At 56.1% G+C, this 14,446-nt stretch carries 16 protein-coding genes; 5 read left to right on the top strand and 11 right to left on the bottom strand.

Annotation, left to right across the window (positions count from 1 at the left end):
• Positions 1 to 161 precede the first annotated feature (161 nt).
• The 6 genes from groL to trxA all read right to left on the bottom strand — a co-directional run bounded on the left by groL (position 162) and on the right by trxA (position 6,222).
• Entirely contained in the window at positions 162 to 1,814 is a 1,653-nt protein-coding gene (gene groL, locus ACHZBF_RS18920) for a chaperonin GroEL (RefSeq protein WP_029134557.1), read from the bottom strand.
• A 53-nt stretch (positions 1,815 to 1,867) separates the two neighbouring features.
• On the bottom strand, positions 1,868 to 2,158 hold the full coding sequence (gene groES / locus ACHZBF_RS18915; protein ID WP_029134558.1) for a co-chaperone GroES: 291 nt from the start codon (positions 2,156 to 2,158) through the stop codon (positions 1,868 to 1,870).
• A gap of 168 nt (positions 2,159 to 2,326) precedes the next feature.
• The gene (locus ACHZBF_RS18910) at positions 2,327 to 3,352 is read right to left on the bottom strand and encodes a M14 family metallopeptidase (protein WP_321529406.1); all 1,026 of its coding nucleotides are present in this window, start codon (positions 3,350 to 3,352) and stop codon (positions 2,327 to 2,329) included.
• Entirely contained in the window at positions 3,336 to 4,052 is a 717-nt protein-coding gene (gene murU / locus ACHZBF_RS18905) for an N-acetylmuramate alpha-1-phosphate uridylyltransferase MurU (protein WP_321529276.1), read from the bottom strand. The genes ACHZBF_RS18910 and murU overlap by 17 nt, the downstream gene beginning before the upstream one ends.
• A 400-nt stretch (positions 4,053 to 4,452) precedes the next feature.
• Positions 4,453 to 5,709: a transcription termination factor Rho gene (rho, locus tag ACHZBF_RS18900; RefSeq protein ID WP_029134561.1), complete on the bottom strand. Its 1,257-nt coding sequence runs from the start codon at positions 5,707 to 5,709 to the stop codon at positions 4,453 to 4,455.
• Positions 5,710 to 5,889: 180 nt separating this feature from the next.
• Positions 5,890 to 6,222 carry a thioredoxin TrxA gene (gene trxA / locus ACHZBF_RS18895; RefSeq protein WP_394707588.1) on the bottom strand — a complete coding sequence of 111 codons (333 nt, stop codon included), beginning with the start codon at positions 6,220 to 6,222 and terminating at the stop codon, positions 5,890 to 5,892.
• Positions 6,223 to 6,399: 177 nt separating this feature from the next.
• Here trxA and rhlB point away from each other — a divergent pair, with 177 nt between their 5' ends.
• Both rhlB and ACHZBF_RS18885 read left to right on the top strand, forming a co-directional pair.
• The gene (gene rhlB, locus ACHZBF_RS18890; RefSeq protein WP_321529275.1) at positions 6,400 to 7,761 is read left to right on the top strand and encodes an ATP-dependent RNA helicase RhlB; all 1,362 of its coding nucleotides are present in this window, start codon (positions 6,400 to 6,402) and stop codon (positions 7,759 to 7,761) included.
• A 3-nt stretch (positions 7,762 to 7,764) separates the two neighbouring features.
• The gene (locus ACHZBF_RS18885; protein ID WP_321529274.1) at positions 7,765 to 8,142 is read left to right on the top strand and encodes a YkgJ family cysteine cluster protein; all 378 of its coding nucleotides are present in this window, start codon (positions 7,765 to 7,767) and stop codon (positions 8,140 to 8,142) included.
• A gap of 478 nt (positions 8,143 to 8,620) precedes the next feature.
• Here ACHZBF_RS18885 and yrfG read toward each other — a convergent pair whose 3' ends face one another.
• A complete protein-coding gene (gene yrfG, locus ACHZBF_RS18880) occupies positions 8,621 to 9,274 on the bottom strand; it encodes a GMP/IMP nucleotidase (protein WP_321529273.1) in 654 nt (217 codons plus the stop codon).
• Between the two features lie 50 nt (positions 9,275 to 9,324).
• On the opposite strand from yrfG, the gene nudE reads away from it, so the two are divergent.
• Positions 9,325 to 9,870 carry an ADP compounds hydrolase NudE gene (nudE, locus tag ACHZBF_RS18875; protein WP_029134565.1) on the top strand — a complete coding sequence of 182 codons (546 nt, stop codon included), beginning with the start codon at positions 9,325 to 9,327 and terminating at the stop codon, positions 9,868 to 9,870.
• A 71-nt stretch (positions 9,871 to 9,941) separates the two neighbouring features.
• On the opposite strand, the gene ACHZBF_RS18870 is transcribed toward nudE, so the two are convergent.
• Complete coding sequence (locus tag ACHZBF_RS18870) at positions 9,942 to 10,400, bottom strand: hypothetical protein (RefSeq protein ID WP_273439564.1); 459 nt, start codon at positions 10,398 to 10,400, stop codon at positions 9,942 to 9,944.
• A 117-nt stretch (positions 10,401 to 10,517) separates the two neighbouring features.
• Here ACHZBF_RS18870 and ACHZBF_RS18865 point away from each other — a divergent pair, with 117 nt between their 5' ends.
• Positions 10,518 to 11,678: a DUF484 family protein gene (locus ACHZBF_RS18865; protein ID WP_051302586.1), complete on the top strand. Its 1,161-nt coding sequence runs from the start codon at positions 10,518 to 10,520 to the stop codon at positions 11,676 to 11,678.
• A gap of 63 nt (positions 11,679 to 11,741) precedes the next feature.
• Here the strand turns inward: ACHZBF_RS18865 and ACHZBF_RS18860 are convergent, their stop codons facing one another.
• Both ACHZBF_RS18860 and ACHZBF_RS18855 read right to left on the bottom strand, forming a co-directional pair.
• Positions 11,742 to 12,110 carry a YajD family HNH nuclease gene (locus ACHZBF_RS18860; protein ID WP_029134566.1) on the bottom strand — a complete coding sequence of 123 codons (369 nt, stop codon included), beginning with the start codon at positions 12,108 to 12,110 and terminating at the stop codon, positions 11,742 to 11,744.
• A 204-nt stretch (positions 12,111 to 12,314) separates the two neighbouring features.
• Entirely contained in the window at positions 12,315 to 13,040 is a 726-nt protein-coding gene (locus tag ACHZBF_RS18855; RefSeq protein WP_321529272.1) for a class I SAM-dependent methyltransferase, read from the bottom strand.
• A 533-nt stretch (positions 13,041 to 13,573) separates the two neighbouring features.
• Here ACHZBF_RS18855 and ACHZBF_RS18850 point away from each other — a divergent pair.
• Positions 13,574 to 13,744 (top strand): hypothetical protein, encoded by a 171-nt coding sequence (locus ACHZBF_RS18850; RefSeq protein ID WP_321529271.1) that lies wholly within the window; start codon positions 13,574 to 13,576, stop codon positions 13,742 to 13,744.
• Positions 13,745 to 13,754: 10 nt separating this feature from the next.
• Here ACHZBF_RS18850 and ACHZBF_RS18845 read toward each other — a convergent pair whose 3' ends face one another.
• Entirely contained in the window at positions 13,755 to 14,399 is a 645-nt protein-coding gene (locus ACHZBF_RS18845) for a Vat family streptogramin A O-acetyltransferase (RefSeq protein ID WP_394707596.1), read from the bottom strand.
• Positions 14,400 to 14,446: the final 47 nt, after the last annotated feature.

Below are 14,446 nucleotides of genomic sequence, written 5' to 3'. Positions count from 1 at the left end.
CGCCACCATCCATGGAGTCGTGTGCATTGCGGTATAAACCCCTCCATGGGCGAATCGCCAAGCCAAAACAACACCAAAACAAAATTGGAACGAAACAAAAAAACCCTGCCGGGCAGCGCCAGGCAGGGTTTTGATCAGAGCGGATAGCTCCGGGACAGCGATTACATCATGCCGCCCATACCGCCCATGCCGCCCATGCCGCTCATATCCGGCATGCCGCCACCAGCCGAGTCATCGGCGGGTTCATCAGCAACCATAGCCTCGGTGGTGATCATCAGACCAGCCACGGAGATGGCGTTCTGCAGCGCGGTGCGGGTCACCTTGGTGGGATCCAGGATACCCATCTCGACCATGTCGCCATACTCACCGTTGGAGGCGTTGAAGCCGAAGTTGCCTTCACCTTCAGCCACCTTGTTCACGACCACGGAGGCCTCGCTACCGGCATTGCTCACGATCTGACGCATCGGCTCTTCCATGGCGCGAGCGGCAATCTTGATACCGACATCCTGATCATGGTTGTCACCGGTCAGGTCCTTCAATGCCGCCAGGGCACGGATCAGGGCGACACCGCCGCCGGGCACCACACCCTCTTCAACTGCAGCGCGGGTAGCATGCAGGGCATCTTCCACGCGGGCCTTTTTCTCTTTCATCTCGACTTCAGTTGCTGCGCCCACCTTGATCACGGCCACACCACCGGCCAGCTTGGCAACACGCTCCTGCAGCTTCTCACGATCATAATCGGAAGAGGTCTCTTCGATCTGGGCACGGATCTGCTCAACCCGGGCCTTGATGTCGTTCTCGGTACCGGCGCCATCGATGACGGTGGTCTCTTCCTTGGTGATCTGGATCTTCTTGGCGGTACCCAGTTCGTTCAGGGTGGCCTTTTCCAGGGTCAGACCCACTTCTTCGGCAATCACGGTACCACCGGTCAGAATGGCGATATCCTGCAGCATGGCCTTGCGACGGTCACCGAAGCCGGGGGCCTTGACGGCACAGACCTTGACGATACCGCGGATGGTGTTGACCACCAGGGTAGCCAGCGCCTCGCCTTCCACGTCCTCGGCAATGATCAGCAGCGGACGGCCGGCCTTGGCGACGGCTTCCAGTACCGGCAGCAGATCACGGATGTTGGAGATTTTCTTGTCATGCAGCAGGATGTAGGGGTCTTCCAGATCCACCGACATGCTCTGCTGGTTGTTAACAAAATAGGGGGAGAGGTAGCCACGATCGAACTGCATACCCTCGACCACATCCAGGCTGTTCTCCAGGGCAGAGCCCTCTTCAACCGTGATGACACCCTCTTTACCCACTTTCTGCATGGCCTCGGCAATGATGCCGCCGATGTTCTCATCGCTGTTGGCGGAGATAGTACCCACCTGAGCGATGGACTTGTCATCGGCGCAGGGCTTGGACATCTCGGCCAGCGCCTTGACGGCCGCAGCAGCACCCTTCTCCATGCCGCGCTTCAGATCCATCGGGTTCATACCGGCAGCAACGGCCTTGAGACCTTCGCGTACAATGGCTTGGGCCAGCACGGTTGCCGTGGTGGTGCCGTCGCCGGCCACATCGGAGGTCTGGGAAGAGACCTCTTTCACCATCTGGGCGCCCATGTTCTCGAAGTTGTCGGACAACTCGATCTCTTTGGCAACGGAGACGCCGTCCTTGGTGATGGTGGGTGCACCAAAACTCTTCTGCAGCACCACATTGCGGCCTTTCGGACCCAGAGTGACCTTTACGGCGTCGGCCAGGATATTGACACCACGCAGCATTCTCTGACGCGCGTCATCGGAAAATTTCACTTCTTTTGCAGACATAGATACGTATTCCTTTGAAATTCAGTAAATTTAAGTGGCTCTGAGGCGCTGAATCAGCCCTCGATCACACCCATGATGTCTTCTTCGCGCATCACCAGCAGGCTCTCCTCACCGAGTTTCACCTCGTTGCCGGAGTACTTGCCGAACAGGACCTTGTCACCGACCTTGACGTCCAGTGGGCGAGACTCGCCATTGCTCAGGACCTTGCCGTTACCGACGGCAATCACTTCACCCTGGGCCGGCTTCTCGGTTGCACTGTCCGGCAGGACGATGCCACCAGCGCTGGTGCGCTCCTCTTCCATACGACGAATGACCACACGGTCTTGCAGCGGACGAATTTTCATCTACCGATTTCTCCTGATTTGGCTGTTTACACAAATTGGTGTTTTATTATCCGGCGAGACTGTTAGCACTCACCGAGACTGAGTGCTAATAATAGGGTCGATTTATCCAGAGTCAAGGGCAACAGACAGAAAAAAGCCGGACCGGGGTAACGACCCGCCTATGTCGGCTCAGAGAAGATGATCGTTGTAACGTTCCATTAGATAACAGAAGCAGTCCTGGCGGATCACCCGGCTATCCCGCGTGATCATCGACGGCATCACCGGCAACCGCAGGCGCAGTTCCCCATCGGACACCTCCAGATACCGATCGGACACCTCTGCTCCCTGCTCATCCAGCACCGTCAGTCCGGTGCCCAGCCCTTGTACCACTCGCCCGAGCGCCGTACCACGCGGCAATTCACGAAAATTCAACAGCTCCAGATCCGGTGCCAGCGAGATATCCACATCAGCATCCGCAAAGCCGAAGCTGACCGACTCCGGCACCTTGACGGTGGCTACCGTGTGAAACAGATCCAGATCCTGGGCCGCCACCGGGTGATCCGGATGCGCTGACAAATGCAGGCAGGCATCCAGGTACTCCCGCACATGGGAGACGCCGAAGGACTGATCCGGTTTGCCGCATTCCAGGGTCACCGCCGGGCAGAGACGGGACATGGCCAGAGATTGGACCCCGGTCGGCCGGGTGAAGTAGACCACTGTGCGACTGAACAGGGCGGCCAGATGGAGAAACGGGTGATCCAGCCGGTTGATGCAGGCGTAGTGGGGATTGAGACCGGTATTGTTGTGCACATCCACGCTGGCAAACAGACCACGTGACTGCATGCGCTCCACCACCTGGCACATCATCTGTGCCTCCGGGGATTCCCGGTCATCGCCGCCCGGCCAGACCCGGTTGTAGTCAGGCTGCCCATCCAGCCTGCGTACTCCTTCGGCGGCAGCCGTCACATTGCCTATAAAGAGGGTAAGTGACCTCGGCAGCTCCCGGCTGCCACCACCCACCCTGTAGTCACTCAGCAGCTGACGTATTGCCTCCCAGCCGGTGGTCTCATTACCGTGCATCAGGACGGAGACAAAAAGGGCCGGCGACTGCCTGCCCTGAAGATGGATCAACGTGGGTGCGCGAAGGGCGGCCGCCAACTCCTGGGCATCCAGGGCCAGCAGGCCTTCCGGCAGGGACTCAAGCTCCTGCAGCATCACGCCCCCGAATTTCCGCATCCAGATCCTGCAAACGTTCCGGCGTACCAATATCCAGCCACCGCCCCGCATAATGCTCACCACTTACCCGGCCGGCAGCCATCGCCTGCCGCAGCAGGGGCGCCAGGGGAAAGGCGCCAGGAGCGCACGTGGCAAACAGCTCTGACCGATAAACGCCGATACCACTGTAGGTCAGGCACGCATCCCCGGCGTCTGACAGCAGACCGGTATCGGCAAGCATGAAATCACCCTGAGGGTTGTGTTGGGGGTTATCCACCATAACCAGATGAGCCAGTGAATCGGCCGGCATTTGTGGTGGCGAAAAGGGATAGTCGGTCCAGACATCGCCATTCACCACCCAGAAGGGCGCATCACCTAGCAGCGGCAAGGCGTGGTAGATGCCGCCCCCGGTTTCCAGCGCCCCCACCGGTTCCGCCGAATAGGCAATGGAAACGCCCCATCGGGCTCCATCCCCGAGAAAATCAACCAACTGCTCGCCGAGATGGGCGTGGTTTACCACCAGCCGGTGGACACCGGCCCTGGCCAGCGCCTCAATGTTATATTCAATCAGTGGCTTTCCCGCCACCCGTAACAACGGTTTCGGGGTGATGTCCGTCAACGGGCGCATACGTTCACCGCGTCCGGCAGCCAGGATCATGGCGTGGGTCGGTGACAATGGTCTGTTCGAGCGGCTATCCATATATCAATCTCTATCGTCAATTGGAACGACGCTTAGGCAAACTTTAGCCGGACCGCTCTGTTGATATTGATCCTCTTCCATTCAGACAATTAAAAATCCTATGTCCCAGTTACCTGTTGCATGAGAAGCGGCCGTCTTTAGTAGGAGCGGATTTATCCGCGAAATTGGCGGCTGAGGCCATTCCTACCGCTACGCTTGGTTCCCGGAGAGGGGTTTGACCTGCAGGAGGCCCGCCCCGGGCCGAATTCGCGGCGAGGCGCCGCTCCTACCGGGCGAATCGCCAAGCCAAGCCAAAACAACACCAACACCAACACGTAATTGGGACAAAGCCATTAAAAAGGCCACCCTTACTTACTAAGAGGCAGCCTTGTTATCACTACTTAACCCGCTGATCTGGGCATCATCCCTTCATCGAGGCGAAGAATTCCTCGTTGGTCTTGGTGTCCTTGAGCTTGTCGAACAGGAACTCCATCGCCGCCAGCTCATCCATCGGGTGCAGGATCTTGCGCAGGATCCACATCTTCTGCAACGCATCCGGTTTCATCAGCAGATCTTCACGGCGGGTACCGGAACGATTGATGTTGATCGCGGGGAAGATGCGTTTCTCGGCAATGCGCCGATCCAGGTGAATCTCCATGTTACCGGTGCCCTTGAACTCTTCGTAAATCACATCATCCATGCGCGATCCGGTTTCCACCAGAGCGGTGGCTATGATGGTCAGGCTACCGCCCTCTTCCACATTGCGCGCCGCGCCGAAAAATCTCTTGGGACGGTGCAGCGCATTGGCATCCACACCACCGGTCAACACCTTGCCGGATGACGGGATCACCGTGTTATAGGCACGCGCCAGACGGGTGATGGAGTCTAGCAGGATCACCACATCTTTCTTGTGCTCCACCAGACGCTTGGCCTTCTCGATCACCATCTCAGCCACCTGGACGTGGCGAGCCGCCGGCTCGTCGAAGGTGGAGGAGATCACCTCGCCCCGCACCGAACGAGCCATCTCGGTCACCTCTTCCGGGCGCTCGTCGATCAGCAGTACGATCAGCTGGGCCTCGGGGTGGTTGTAGGCGATGGACTGGGCGATGTTCTGCATCAGCATGGTCTTGCCTGCCTTGGGCGGGGAGACGATCAGGCCGCGCTGGCCCTTGCCGATCGGCGCACAGAGCTCGATAGTGCGCGCGGTGATATCCTCGGTACTGCCGTTGCCTTTCTCCAGATTGAACTTCTCATTGGCGAACAGCGGCGTGAAGTTCTCGAACAGGATTTTGTTCTTGGCGTTTTCCGGCTTGTCATAGTTGATCTCGCTGACCTTGAGCAGGGCGAAATAGCGTTCGCTCTCCTTGGGGGGGCGGATCTTGCCAGAGATGGTGTCGCCAGTGCGAAGGTTGAAGCGCCTGATCTGACTGGGGGAGACGTAAATGTCATCCGGCCCCGCCAGGTAGGAGCTGTCCGCTGCGCGCAGGAAGCCAAAACCATCCTGAAGAATTTCCAGGACACCATCGCCGTGGATATCCTCGCCCTTCTTGGCGTGCGCCTTGAGGATGGCGAAGATCAGATCCTGTTTGCGGGACCGCGCCATACCCTCCAGCTTCATGGATTGGGCGAGTTCGACCAGTTCAGTAACCGGCATCTTTTTAAGTTCGGTGAGATTCATGATGTTATGCGTGATTGAAAAAAGAACGGAACGGGCTTTGGGTTCCCGTTTGGAACAGAGTTATTGGGATATCGCTCTGGGGTGATTGGTTTCTTGGTATTAGCACTCACGGGAGGGCTATTAGGCGAATTCTAGCACCATCCCGGAGTACGTCCAGTATTAATTGTGTTTTGATCTGTTTCAGAGATTGCTGTCAATGAATGCAATCAGCTGGGATTTTGACACAGCACCGACCTTGGTGGCCTCTACTTCACCATCCTTGAACAACATCAGAGTGGGGATACCACGAATGCCGTAGCGGGGCGGGGTGTTGGGATTTTCGTCAATATTCAGCTTGGCGACCTTGATCTTGCCGGCATATTCACCGGTAATCTCATCCAGCACCGGGGCAATCATCTTACAGGGACCACACCATTCAGCCCAGTAATCCACCAGCACAGGCAGATCTGACTTCAACACTTCCGCCTCAAAATTATCGTCGGTCACATGAACAATCTGTTCACTCACTAGCATTCTCCACAAAATTCGGTTGGGATATCGCACCACGAAGTACGGGGCTGCACCGGTGCTTATCGTTACATCTGGGATCTGTTGTTGTTCGAATCTCCAAAACACAGGGATCTATTTGATCCCAATATTTTGACCATTTCAAGTCCAAACCATCAGTAAATTGCTGTATCCTAGCGCACCATGACAGACAAACACCTCACGGATATCCGTTTTGACAGCTTCGGGCTGTGTAAAGAACTCGCACAAGGCATTGAAGATACAGGCTTTTCCTTCTGCACCCCCATTCAAGCAGAAACCCTGCCCATTGCCCTGAAAGGACAGGATGTGGCCGGACAGGCGCAGACCGGCACCGGCAAAACCGCCGCCTTCCTGCTGGCGACCTACCAGCATCTGCTGACCAACCCGGCGCCCGAAGGACGCAAACAGAATCAGCCACGAGCACTGATTGTGGCCCCCACCCGCGAACTGGCGGTGCAGATTCACAAGGATGCCGAGGTCCTGGGCAAACATACCGGCCTTACATTGGGACTGGTTTTCGGCGGCACCGGCTATGAGCAGCAGCGCAAACAGCTGGAAGACGGCGTCGATATCCTGATCGGCACCCCCGGCCGCCTGATCGACTACCTGAAGCAGAACATCTACAACCTGAAGGCTACCCAGGTAGTGGTCATGGACGAGGCCGACCGCATGTTCGACCTCGGCTTCATCAAGGATATCCGCTTCATGTTGCGGCGCTGCCCACCACCACAGGAGCGGCTGGGCCTGCTGTTCTCCGCCACCCTCTCGTTTCGGGTACTGGAACTGGCCTACGAGCACATGAACAACCCGACCACGGTCAAGATCGAAACCGACAAGGTGACGGCCGACAAGGTGAAGCAGACCTGCTACATGACCGCCAATGACGAGAAGATCTCGCTGCTGCTCGGCCTGCTGAAAAACATGGACGCCCATCGCACCATCGTCTTCGTCAACACCAAGCGCGGGGCCGACCTGGTCTGGGGCTATCTGGAAGGCAACGGCATCGGCGCCGCGGTAATCTCCGGTGACGTGCCGCAGAAAAAGCGCATGAGCCTGCTGAGCGACTTCCAGGAAGGCCGGCTGCCGGTACTGGTTGCCACCGATGTGGCCGCCCGCGGCCTGCACATTCCGGACGTATCACACGTATTCAATTTCGACCTGCCGGACGACGCAGAGGACTATGTCCACCGTATCGGACGCACCGCCCGGGCCGGTGCCAGCGGTGATGCCATCAGCTTTGCCTGTGAGACCCATGCCTTCTCCCTCCCGGATATTGAAGCCTACATCGGCCATCGCATACCGATGGAGCCGGTAACCACGGAACTGCTGTTCAAGGTCGACCCAAAGAGCCGGATCATCCCGGATCGCCCGGAACGGGACAAACGTCGTAACAGCGGCAGCGGTAAACGACCCGCCCGCCGGACTGACGCAGCACCAGCCAAATCCCAGGCAACCGGCACCGAGGCGCCCAAGAAAAAACGTCGCCGCAGAAGAAAGCCGAAACAGACCAGCAATACCGAATAAAAAATGGATCTGGCCGTCACCAACAAGTGCAGCCGCTGCCTCAAATCCATTTGTTGCACCTATACCACCGAGGCACTGGGGGTTGCACCGCGCTCCAAGGCCGACTTCGACCATCTGCTGTGGCAGGTCTCCCACCAGGGCGTGGAGCTTTACAAGGATGAGGGTGACTGGTACCTGATGTTCCTGGGACGCTGTGAACACCTGCAGCCGGGCGGTGCCTGTGGCATCTATAACGAACGACCACAGATCTGTCGCGATTACGACAACGACTGGTGCGAATATGACGCTCCGGCCGAGGCGGGCTTCGAGCTCCACTTCCGCAATTACGCAGAGCTGCTCAGCTATTGCAGGAAACGCTTCAAAAGCTGGGGTAAGCGCTGATCCCACCACCCGATAGGGTGAATGCGTTTGCGCTTATCCACCTACCTTTGAACATTTACCCAATTATTGCAAAAATCGGCCCGTAGAAGGCCCGCCTCCGGGCCGAATTCGCGGCGGGGGCGCCGCTCCTACGGGTGCACGTGCCGGATGGGCTGCGCTTATCCGCCCTGCCTTTGAACATTTACCCGGTTATTGCAAGAATCGCCCTGTAGGAGGCCCGCCCCGGGCCGAATTCGCGGCGGGGGCGCCGCTCCTACGGGTGCACGTGCCGGATGGGCTGCGCTTATCCGCCCTGCCTTTGAACATTTACCCGGTTATTGCAAGAATCCGCCTGTAGGAGGCCCGCCCCCGGGCCGAATTCGCGGCGGGGGCGCCGCTCCTACGGGTGCACGTGCCGGATGGGCTGCGCTGGTCCACCTTTTTGCGCATTTATGTAGGAGGATGAGCCGGCAGGCGCATTCACCAATGGCATCTGCGGTCAGCCCGGCAGGATAGCGGAAAAATCCTCTATCGCCATGAATCCCTCGGACTCCCGCGCCGGGCCACGAGTGTCGGGCTTCAACACTCTTATTAGATAACCCATTCCGTAATCCCGGGCCGACTCAAGCACCGACAGGCTGTCATCGACAAACAGCGCGCGTGATTTTTCAAATGGCTCGATCTGCTGAAACTTATCCCAGAAGGTTGGCTCTTCTTTCGGCAGCCCCAGGTCATGGGAGCAGACCACGGCGTCAAAATAGCCCTGTAGCTTGGTGCGCTCCATTTTCAGCGCCAGCGCCTTCTGGTGGGCATTAGTCACCAGAACAATCCGCTTCTCCCAGGATCGCGCTGATTCCAGAAAATCCACCACATGGGGATGCACTGCAATCAGATGATCTACCTCCGCCTTGAGCAGGGCAATATCCAATCCCAGCTCGCGGCTCCAGTGGTCCACACAGTACCACTCCAGGGTACCCTCAACACTCTGGTATCGGCTAAGCAGCTCGGCTTTTGCCTGCTCAAGTGAAAAACCGCGGCTCTCGGCATAGCGCCGGGGCACATGTTCCAGCCAGAAATAGTTGTCGAAATGGAGGTCCAGCAGGGTGCCATCCATATCCAGCAGGATCGTGTCGATTTGGTTCCAGTCAATCATGGGGTAAAGTTACAGTGGAACCCGACCGCATAGCAACAGAAGAAACCAACATGCCTAAACCGCCCCGCATCAGCAATCGCCGCACCCTCAACGAAACCGGCGTGTTTCATATCGAGGAGATAGATCTGGAGTTTGCCAACGGCCAACAGCGCACTTACCAGCGGGTGGTCGGCTCCGAGGAGGGCGCAGTGCTGGTGGTGCCGATGCTGGATGCCGAGACGCTGCTGCTGATCCGCGAGTATGCCGCGGGGGTCAACCGTTACGAACTCGCCTTTCCAAAAGGCCATATAGAACCGGGTGAAGAGCCGCTCACCGCCGGCAACCGGGAACTCCAGGAGGAGACCGGCTATGCGGCCAAACGGCTGGAACTGCTCAACTCGGTCAGTGTCGCCCCGGGCTACATCTACCACACAACCCACATCGTGCTGGCACGGGATCTCTATCCGCACCCCCTTCCCGGCGATGAACCGGAACCTATCGAAGTGATCCCGTGGAAACTACGCGATTTCGATCAACTGCTGGCGCAGGCAGATTTTACCGAGGCCAGATCACAACTGGCCCTGTTTTTGGCCCGGGAAAGACTGCGGCACAGGTAACCGGTGCCTCAACTCCATGCGCTGGGCTCACAGGGCGCGCCCTATAACATGGCAGGGGAACCCCAAGAAGCCTAACGACAAAACTCCCGCAGATAGTCACTCTGTTCACGGCGCTGTCGGCGTAACCGCTCGCCCCGTGAGGGCTTGTATCCTCGGCGCAGCTCTGCTTCGATCCGCTCAATCCGCTGGCCAGCTTTCCAGCATGCCTGTTCCTGCTTGCGTTCTGCACGAGCCGCCCTTCCCAGTGCGGCCTGGTCCCTGGAACCCGCCTTGGCGGAACCCCGCCCCTGGCCCGACCGCCCCCGGGGACTCGCCACCCACTCCGTGGTGCGGACATCCAGCTCAACTTCCACGCCCTGGGCGCAGGGGATCTGCTGAAAAATCACCCCATCGGGACCATCGGGACAGCGAAACACTCCCGAAACAACCGGCCCCGAGGCCATGGTGCTGATTAAAAATGTGACCCAAACCCCAACTATAGCGGCCTGGCTACGCATTTTGAGGCAATTCCGTCCCTGTCGATGTCTCATCCCTGATACTCCTTTTTATAATATTGTCACATTCCGTTACTGGCACAAACCGCTGCACCGGGTATTATGTACATGGAAAAACTAACGCCCAACCCTGGATGGTCGACAGTTATCAGCATGCCAAAAACGCCTACCAACCCTTCGCCGACGGATCTGGCCTTCATCAACCGCCAGTTACGACAACGGTTGAACAGCCTCACCCGCGAGGCCAACCACAACGAGGAGGTATTAAAACGCTTCCACGACCGCGAACTGACCCTGCTGGCAACGGAATCCCTACCCCAGCTGCTCGGCTGCCTGGTCGATGGCATGAAATCTTCATTCGACCTGCCCAACATCCAGCTGATACTGCATGACCCTGACCATGAACTCAGGCACCTGCTGCTCCATTCAGGAATAGAACCGGACAGTCTGGCCGATATCCGTTTCGTCGATGAGATCGCCACCTTCTCGCCCAAACATGCCCGCTACAAGGCCCCCTGGCTCGGACCCTACCTGGACCATGAACACGCCATCCTGTTTCCTGCCGCCGAGACCTTGCAGAGCATCGCCATCCTGCCCATGATCCGACGCGGCAAGCTGGTCGGCTTCATTGGCCTTGGCAGCCACGATCCCAACCGCTTCACCCGCCATCACGCCAGCGACTTCCTCAACCGCCTGGCCACCATCAGCGCCATCTGCCTGGAGAACACCGCCAACCGGGAGCATCTGGTGATCGCCGGACTCACCGACGCCCTGACCGGCCTGCACAACCGCCGCTATCTTGAGCGCCGACTCGAGGAAGAGGTCACCCGGGCGTTGCGTTACCAGCACCCCCTGAGCTGCCTGTTCATTGATGCCGACCACTTCAAGCAGATTAATGATCTGCATGGACACGGCGCCGGTGACAGCGTACTGCGCGAACTGGCACTCAGGGTTAAGGAGTGCCTGCGCCTGTCCGACATCGCCACCCGTTATGGCGGCGAAGAGTTTACCCTGCTGCTGCCTCAGACCGATGCCACCGAGGCGGGCAATCTGGCCGAAAGAATACGCCACCGAATCCAGGCCAAACCGATTGCCATACATGGCGGTGAAAGCGTCGAGGTCACTGTCTCCATCGGAGTTTCGGCCCTGCAATCAGGCAGCGGTGACAGCACACTGAAGATTGCCGAACAACTTCTCGAGGAAGCGGACAATGCACTCTACCTGGCCAAAGAATCCGGGCGGAACCGGGTACAACTGGCGAACCCGACCAGCATACCCAAGAACGAGCAAGAGATAGTTGAAATAAACGACTAATTCAGCGTAAGGGTTATCTGAAATCCGACTCGTCGCACCCCGCCAAAGCCAGAAAAGCCACTGTCACTTTTTACCCTTCAGCAGGGACGCAAGATCGGCAAACGGGTTATGGGTTGCGCTGCTTTTCTGGGCATCAGCCGAGGCATCACCATACTCCGAATCAATATAGCGTGAGTGCTCATTGTCGTGACAATAGATGCATAACAACTCCCAGTTGCTGCCATCCGGGGGATTGTTATCGTGATTATGATCTCGATGATGTACCGTCAACTCCCGCAGGTTATCGCGGGTAAATTCCCGTGCACACCGGCCACATACCCAGGGATACAGCTTCAGCGCCCGCTCACGATAACCTTTTTCCCGCTCCTCGCGGGCACGTCTGGCGTCCGCAACGACCCGATCCAGCTTACTCGTAGAATTATCCGATGCCATTTTCAAGACCCTAACATGATTGCAACCACTGTCACCCACCTGCGGGAAATGATGAGCGGTGACTACCTTTTACCGCCGCGGCCAAGTGACCTGATGCCTCTAGTATAGCTCGACAAGTTCGGCAATTATCGCCCCGTAAATATAACCGCATACCGAGCAAGTGCAGCAAGCAAAGGTCCGGCAACATTTGTTCTTCAGGCCCAGCTAAACATAACAAACAGGTACAACATCAGAATACCATCCATCACCAACTGCCAAGGGATATCCCTCGCCGCCGCCTCCCCGATACACGAATAGCTGATGCTCCTTGGGGTACATTTCCGATTTATGGATCTCTACTTTTGTAAAGACCGCTTCGAACCGGGCAAAATAATCCAAACCTGCCTCATGCATCATCCTTGTTACTTTATCTCTGTCTTTTCTATCTCTGGTCTTTTCATGTACCAAGGGGATCGGCAATACGGCGATACCATTAGGCCTCAAAACTCTTCTGAACTCGGATATCGCTTTCAGGTCATCATCTGGATATTCAAGTACATGAGAAGCAAAAACCATATCAAAGCTGGCATCTGGAAAAGGTATGTCTTGAATATCAAAGTTTTTATCTACATCCTTACGATACAGGTCACCTGATACGTAAGTTTTAAATTTTTTCCTGAACAATTTTCTAAACGCATTTTCAGGCGCGATGTGCAAAATACTTTGGGAAGAACAATCGATACTTTTAAATATATTCTGAAGAACCAAATATTGAAGCCTTGCTCTTTCCAACTCCCCACATTTCGGGCATTTGGCATGCAGTCTTACATTTTTGTCCTTAAATGGACCTGCGTAATTACAAATAGGACAATGAAAGTTCTCCTTATCCTTGTTCAGGAATTTAAAAAACGGTGCCCTTAATCCCTTGATTGCATACTCAATATTTTTCATCCGATTATCTGACTCATGATTGTGATTTCGTACAGTGTTCTTATCCGCAACAGGTAGACAATGGGTAATACGCCTTGCACTCTAATTCTGCCGGATTGATGCAGCCCAAAACAGCGCATCTTCGTAAGCGGTTATAGAAGATTTCAATGTATTTGAATATACCCGACTTCGCTACTTCAATCGACCGGGATCATCTCCTCGGCCTAGAGAAGGATAATGCCGCCATCAATACCCATGGGGCTGCTTGTCGCCCCTCTTGATCAGTTGACGATCAAAACCTCCAATCTGGTCGCGGGATGGTCTTCATCGGATATCTCTTCAGGGTAAAGAACTAACCTGCGAGGACGGAAGTGGGTCGCATTGGCAATCCTCCTTTCGCTACACGCGCATCCGTGAAACTTTACCAACGGGTGAGCAAAAGAGCTGGCTTCCACGGCACCTTGACCAAACAATAAGCGTTACGGATAGGCGACAGGCTTAACCCCCAATCCATCTGCTAACCAGACATCTGTCACCGGCGATATATAGGTGCTATGCGCAATATGGGGAAAAAGGCGATCGACAAATCGCTTGATTGCCTCGGACTCTCGGATCTGTTCGAGAGCGGCCACCGAGTCGAATACCGTGACATGATAGTGATGAAGCGGGTTGTCTCGATCTTCAAGCCACAGCGACAATTGGCCTACGCCACTAACCAGACCTGAGTTATTCCAATTAAAACTCTTTTGCGTTTTTAAGTGCGCTAACATCACAACCAACTATGGCTTCGAGATTTGAAGTTATTTTCTCTGCGCTCCAATCCCACCAGGAGATCGCCAGTAGTTCCCTGATTGTGTCTTCATCGAAACGATACCTGATCACTTTTGCAGGATTACCACCAACAACACTATAAGCCGGCACGTCGCTCGTAACGACCGACTTGCTGGCGATGATTGCACCACTACCCACCCTGACTCCCGGCATAATGGTAGCGTCATGCCCGATCCACACATCGCTACCTATTTCAGTGTCACCTTTGTAGGGTAGGTCTCCCGCTTTCGGCATTACCCGCTCCCACCCGTTGCCAAATATCTGAAACGGATAGGTAGAAAATCCGGACACCTTGTGATTTGCCCCATTCATTATGAATTTGGTGTCTTTTGCAATGGCGCAAAATTTGCCAATTTTCAGCTTGTCGCCGATGAATGGAAAATGATACAGGACATTATTCTCGAACCGCTCCGGACCTTCCGGGTCGTCATAGTAGGTATAGTCACCGACAATGATGTTTTCGCAAGAAATAAAATTCTTCAAGTAGCCAACCTGGGGAAAACCTTTCATTGGCGCCTTATCTTCCGGGTCTGGTCCGTTCAAGCTGATACCTCCGATGGGTATATACCCTGGTCGACGCCAGAACTTGCAGAAGG

The sequence above is a fragment of the Sedimenticola selenatireducens genome (assembly GCF_963675335.2).
Lineage (GTDB): Bacteria > Pseudomonadota > Gammaproteobacteria > Chromatiales > Chromatiaceae > Sedimenticola > Sedimenticola selenatireducens.
This window is presented reverse-complemented; position numbering and strand designations above follow the sequence as displayed.

Coding starts and splice junctions, on each gene's coding strand:
- rho (WP_029134561.1), bottom strand. CDS start 5,709: ATGAATCTCACCGAACTTAAAAAGATGCCGGTTACTGAACTGGTCGAA.
- yrfG (WP_321529273.1), bottom strand. CDS start 9,274: ATGATTGACTGGAACCAAATCGACACGATCCTGCTGGATATGGATGGC.
- groL (WP_029134557.1), bottom strand. CDS start 1,814: ATGTCTGCAAAAGAAGTGAAATTTTCCGATGACGCGCGTCAGAGAATG.
- ACHZBF_RS18850 (WP_321529271.1), top strand. CDS start 13,574: ATGCGCAATATGGGGAAAAAGGCGATCGACAAATCGCTTGATTGCCTC.
- ACHZBF_RS18870 (WP_273439564.1), bottom strand. CDS start 10,400: ATGAGACATCGACAGGGACGGAATTGCCTCAAAATGCGTAGCCAGGCC.
- ACHZBF_RS18910 (WP_321529406.1), bottom strand. CDS start 3,352: ATGCTGCAGGAGCTTGAGTCCCTGCCGGAAGGCCTGCTGGCCCTGGAT.
- rhlB (WP_321529275.1), top strand. CDS start 6,400: ATGACAGACAAACACCTCACGGATATCCGTTTTGACAGCTTCGGGCTG.
- ACHZBF_RS18865 (WP_051302586.1), top strand. CDS start 10,518: ATGCCAAAAACGCCTACCAACCCTTCGCCGACGGATCTGGCCTTCATC.
- groES (WP_029134558.1), bottom strand. CDS start 2,158: ATGAAAATTCGTCCGCTGCAAGACCGTGTGGTCATTCGTCGTATGGAA.
- ACHZBF_RS18855 (WP_321529272.1), bottom strand. CDS start 13,040: ATGAAAAATATTGAGTATGCAATCAAGGGATTAAGGGCACCGTTTTTT.
- trxA (WP_394707588.1), bottom strand. CDS start 6,222: ATGCTAGTGAGTGAACAGATTGTTCATGTGACCGACGATAATTTTGAG.
- ACHZBF_RS18885 (WP_321529274.1), top strand. CDS start 7,765: ATGGATCTGGCCGTCACCAACAAGTGCAGCCGCTGCCTCAAATCCATT.
- murU (WP_321529276.1), bottom strand. CDS start 4,052: ATGGATAGCCGCTCGAACAGACCATTGTCACCGACCCACGCCATGATC.
- ACHZBF_RS18860 (WP_029134566.1), bottom strand. CDS start 12,110: ATGGCATCGGATAATTCTACGAGTAAGCTGGATCGGGTCGTTGCGGAC.
- nudE (WP_029134565.1), top strand. CDS start 9,325: ATGCCTAAACCGCCCCGCATCAGCAATCGCCGCACCCTCAACGAAACC.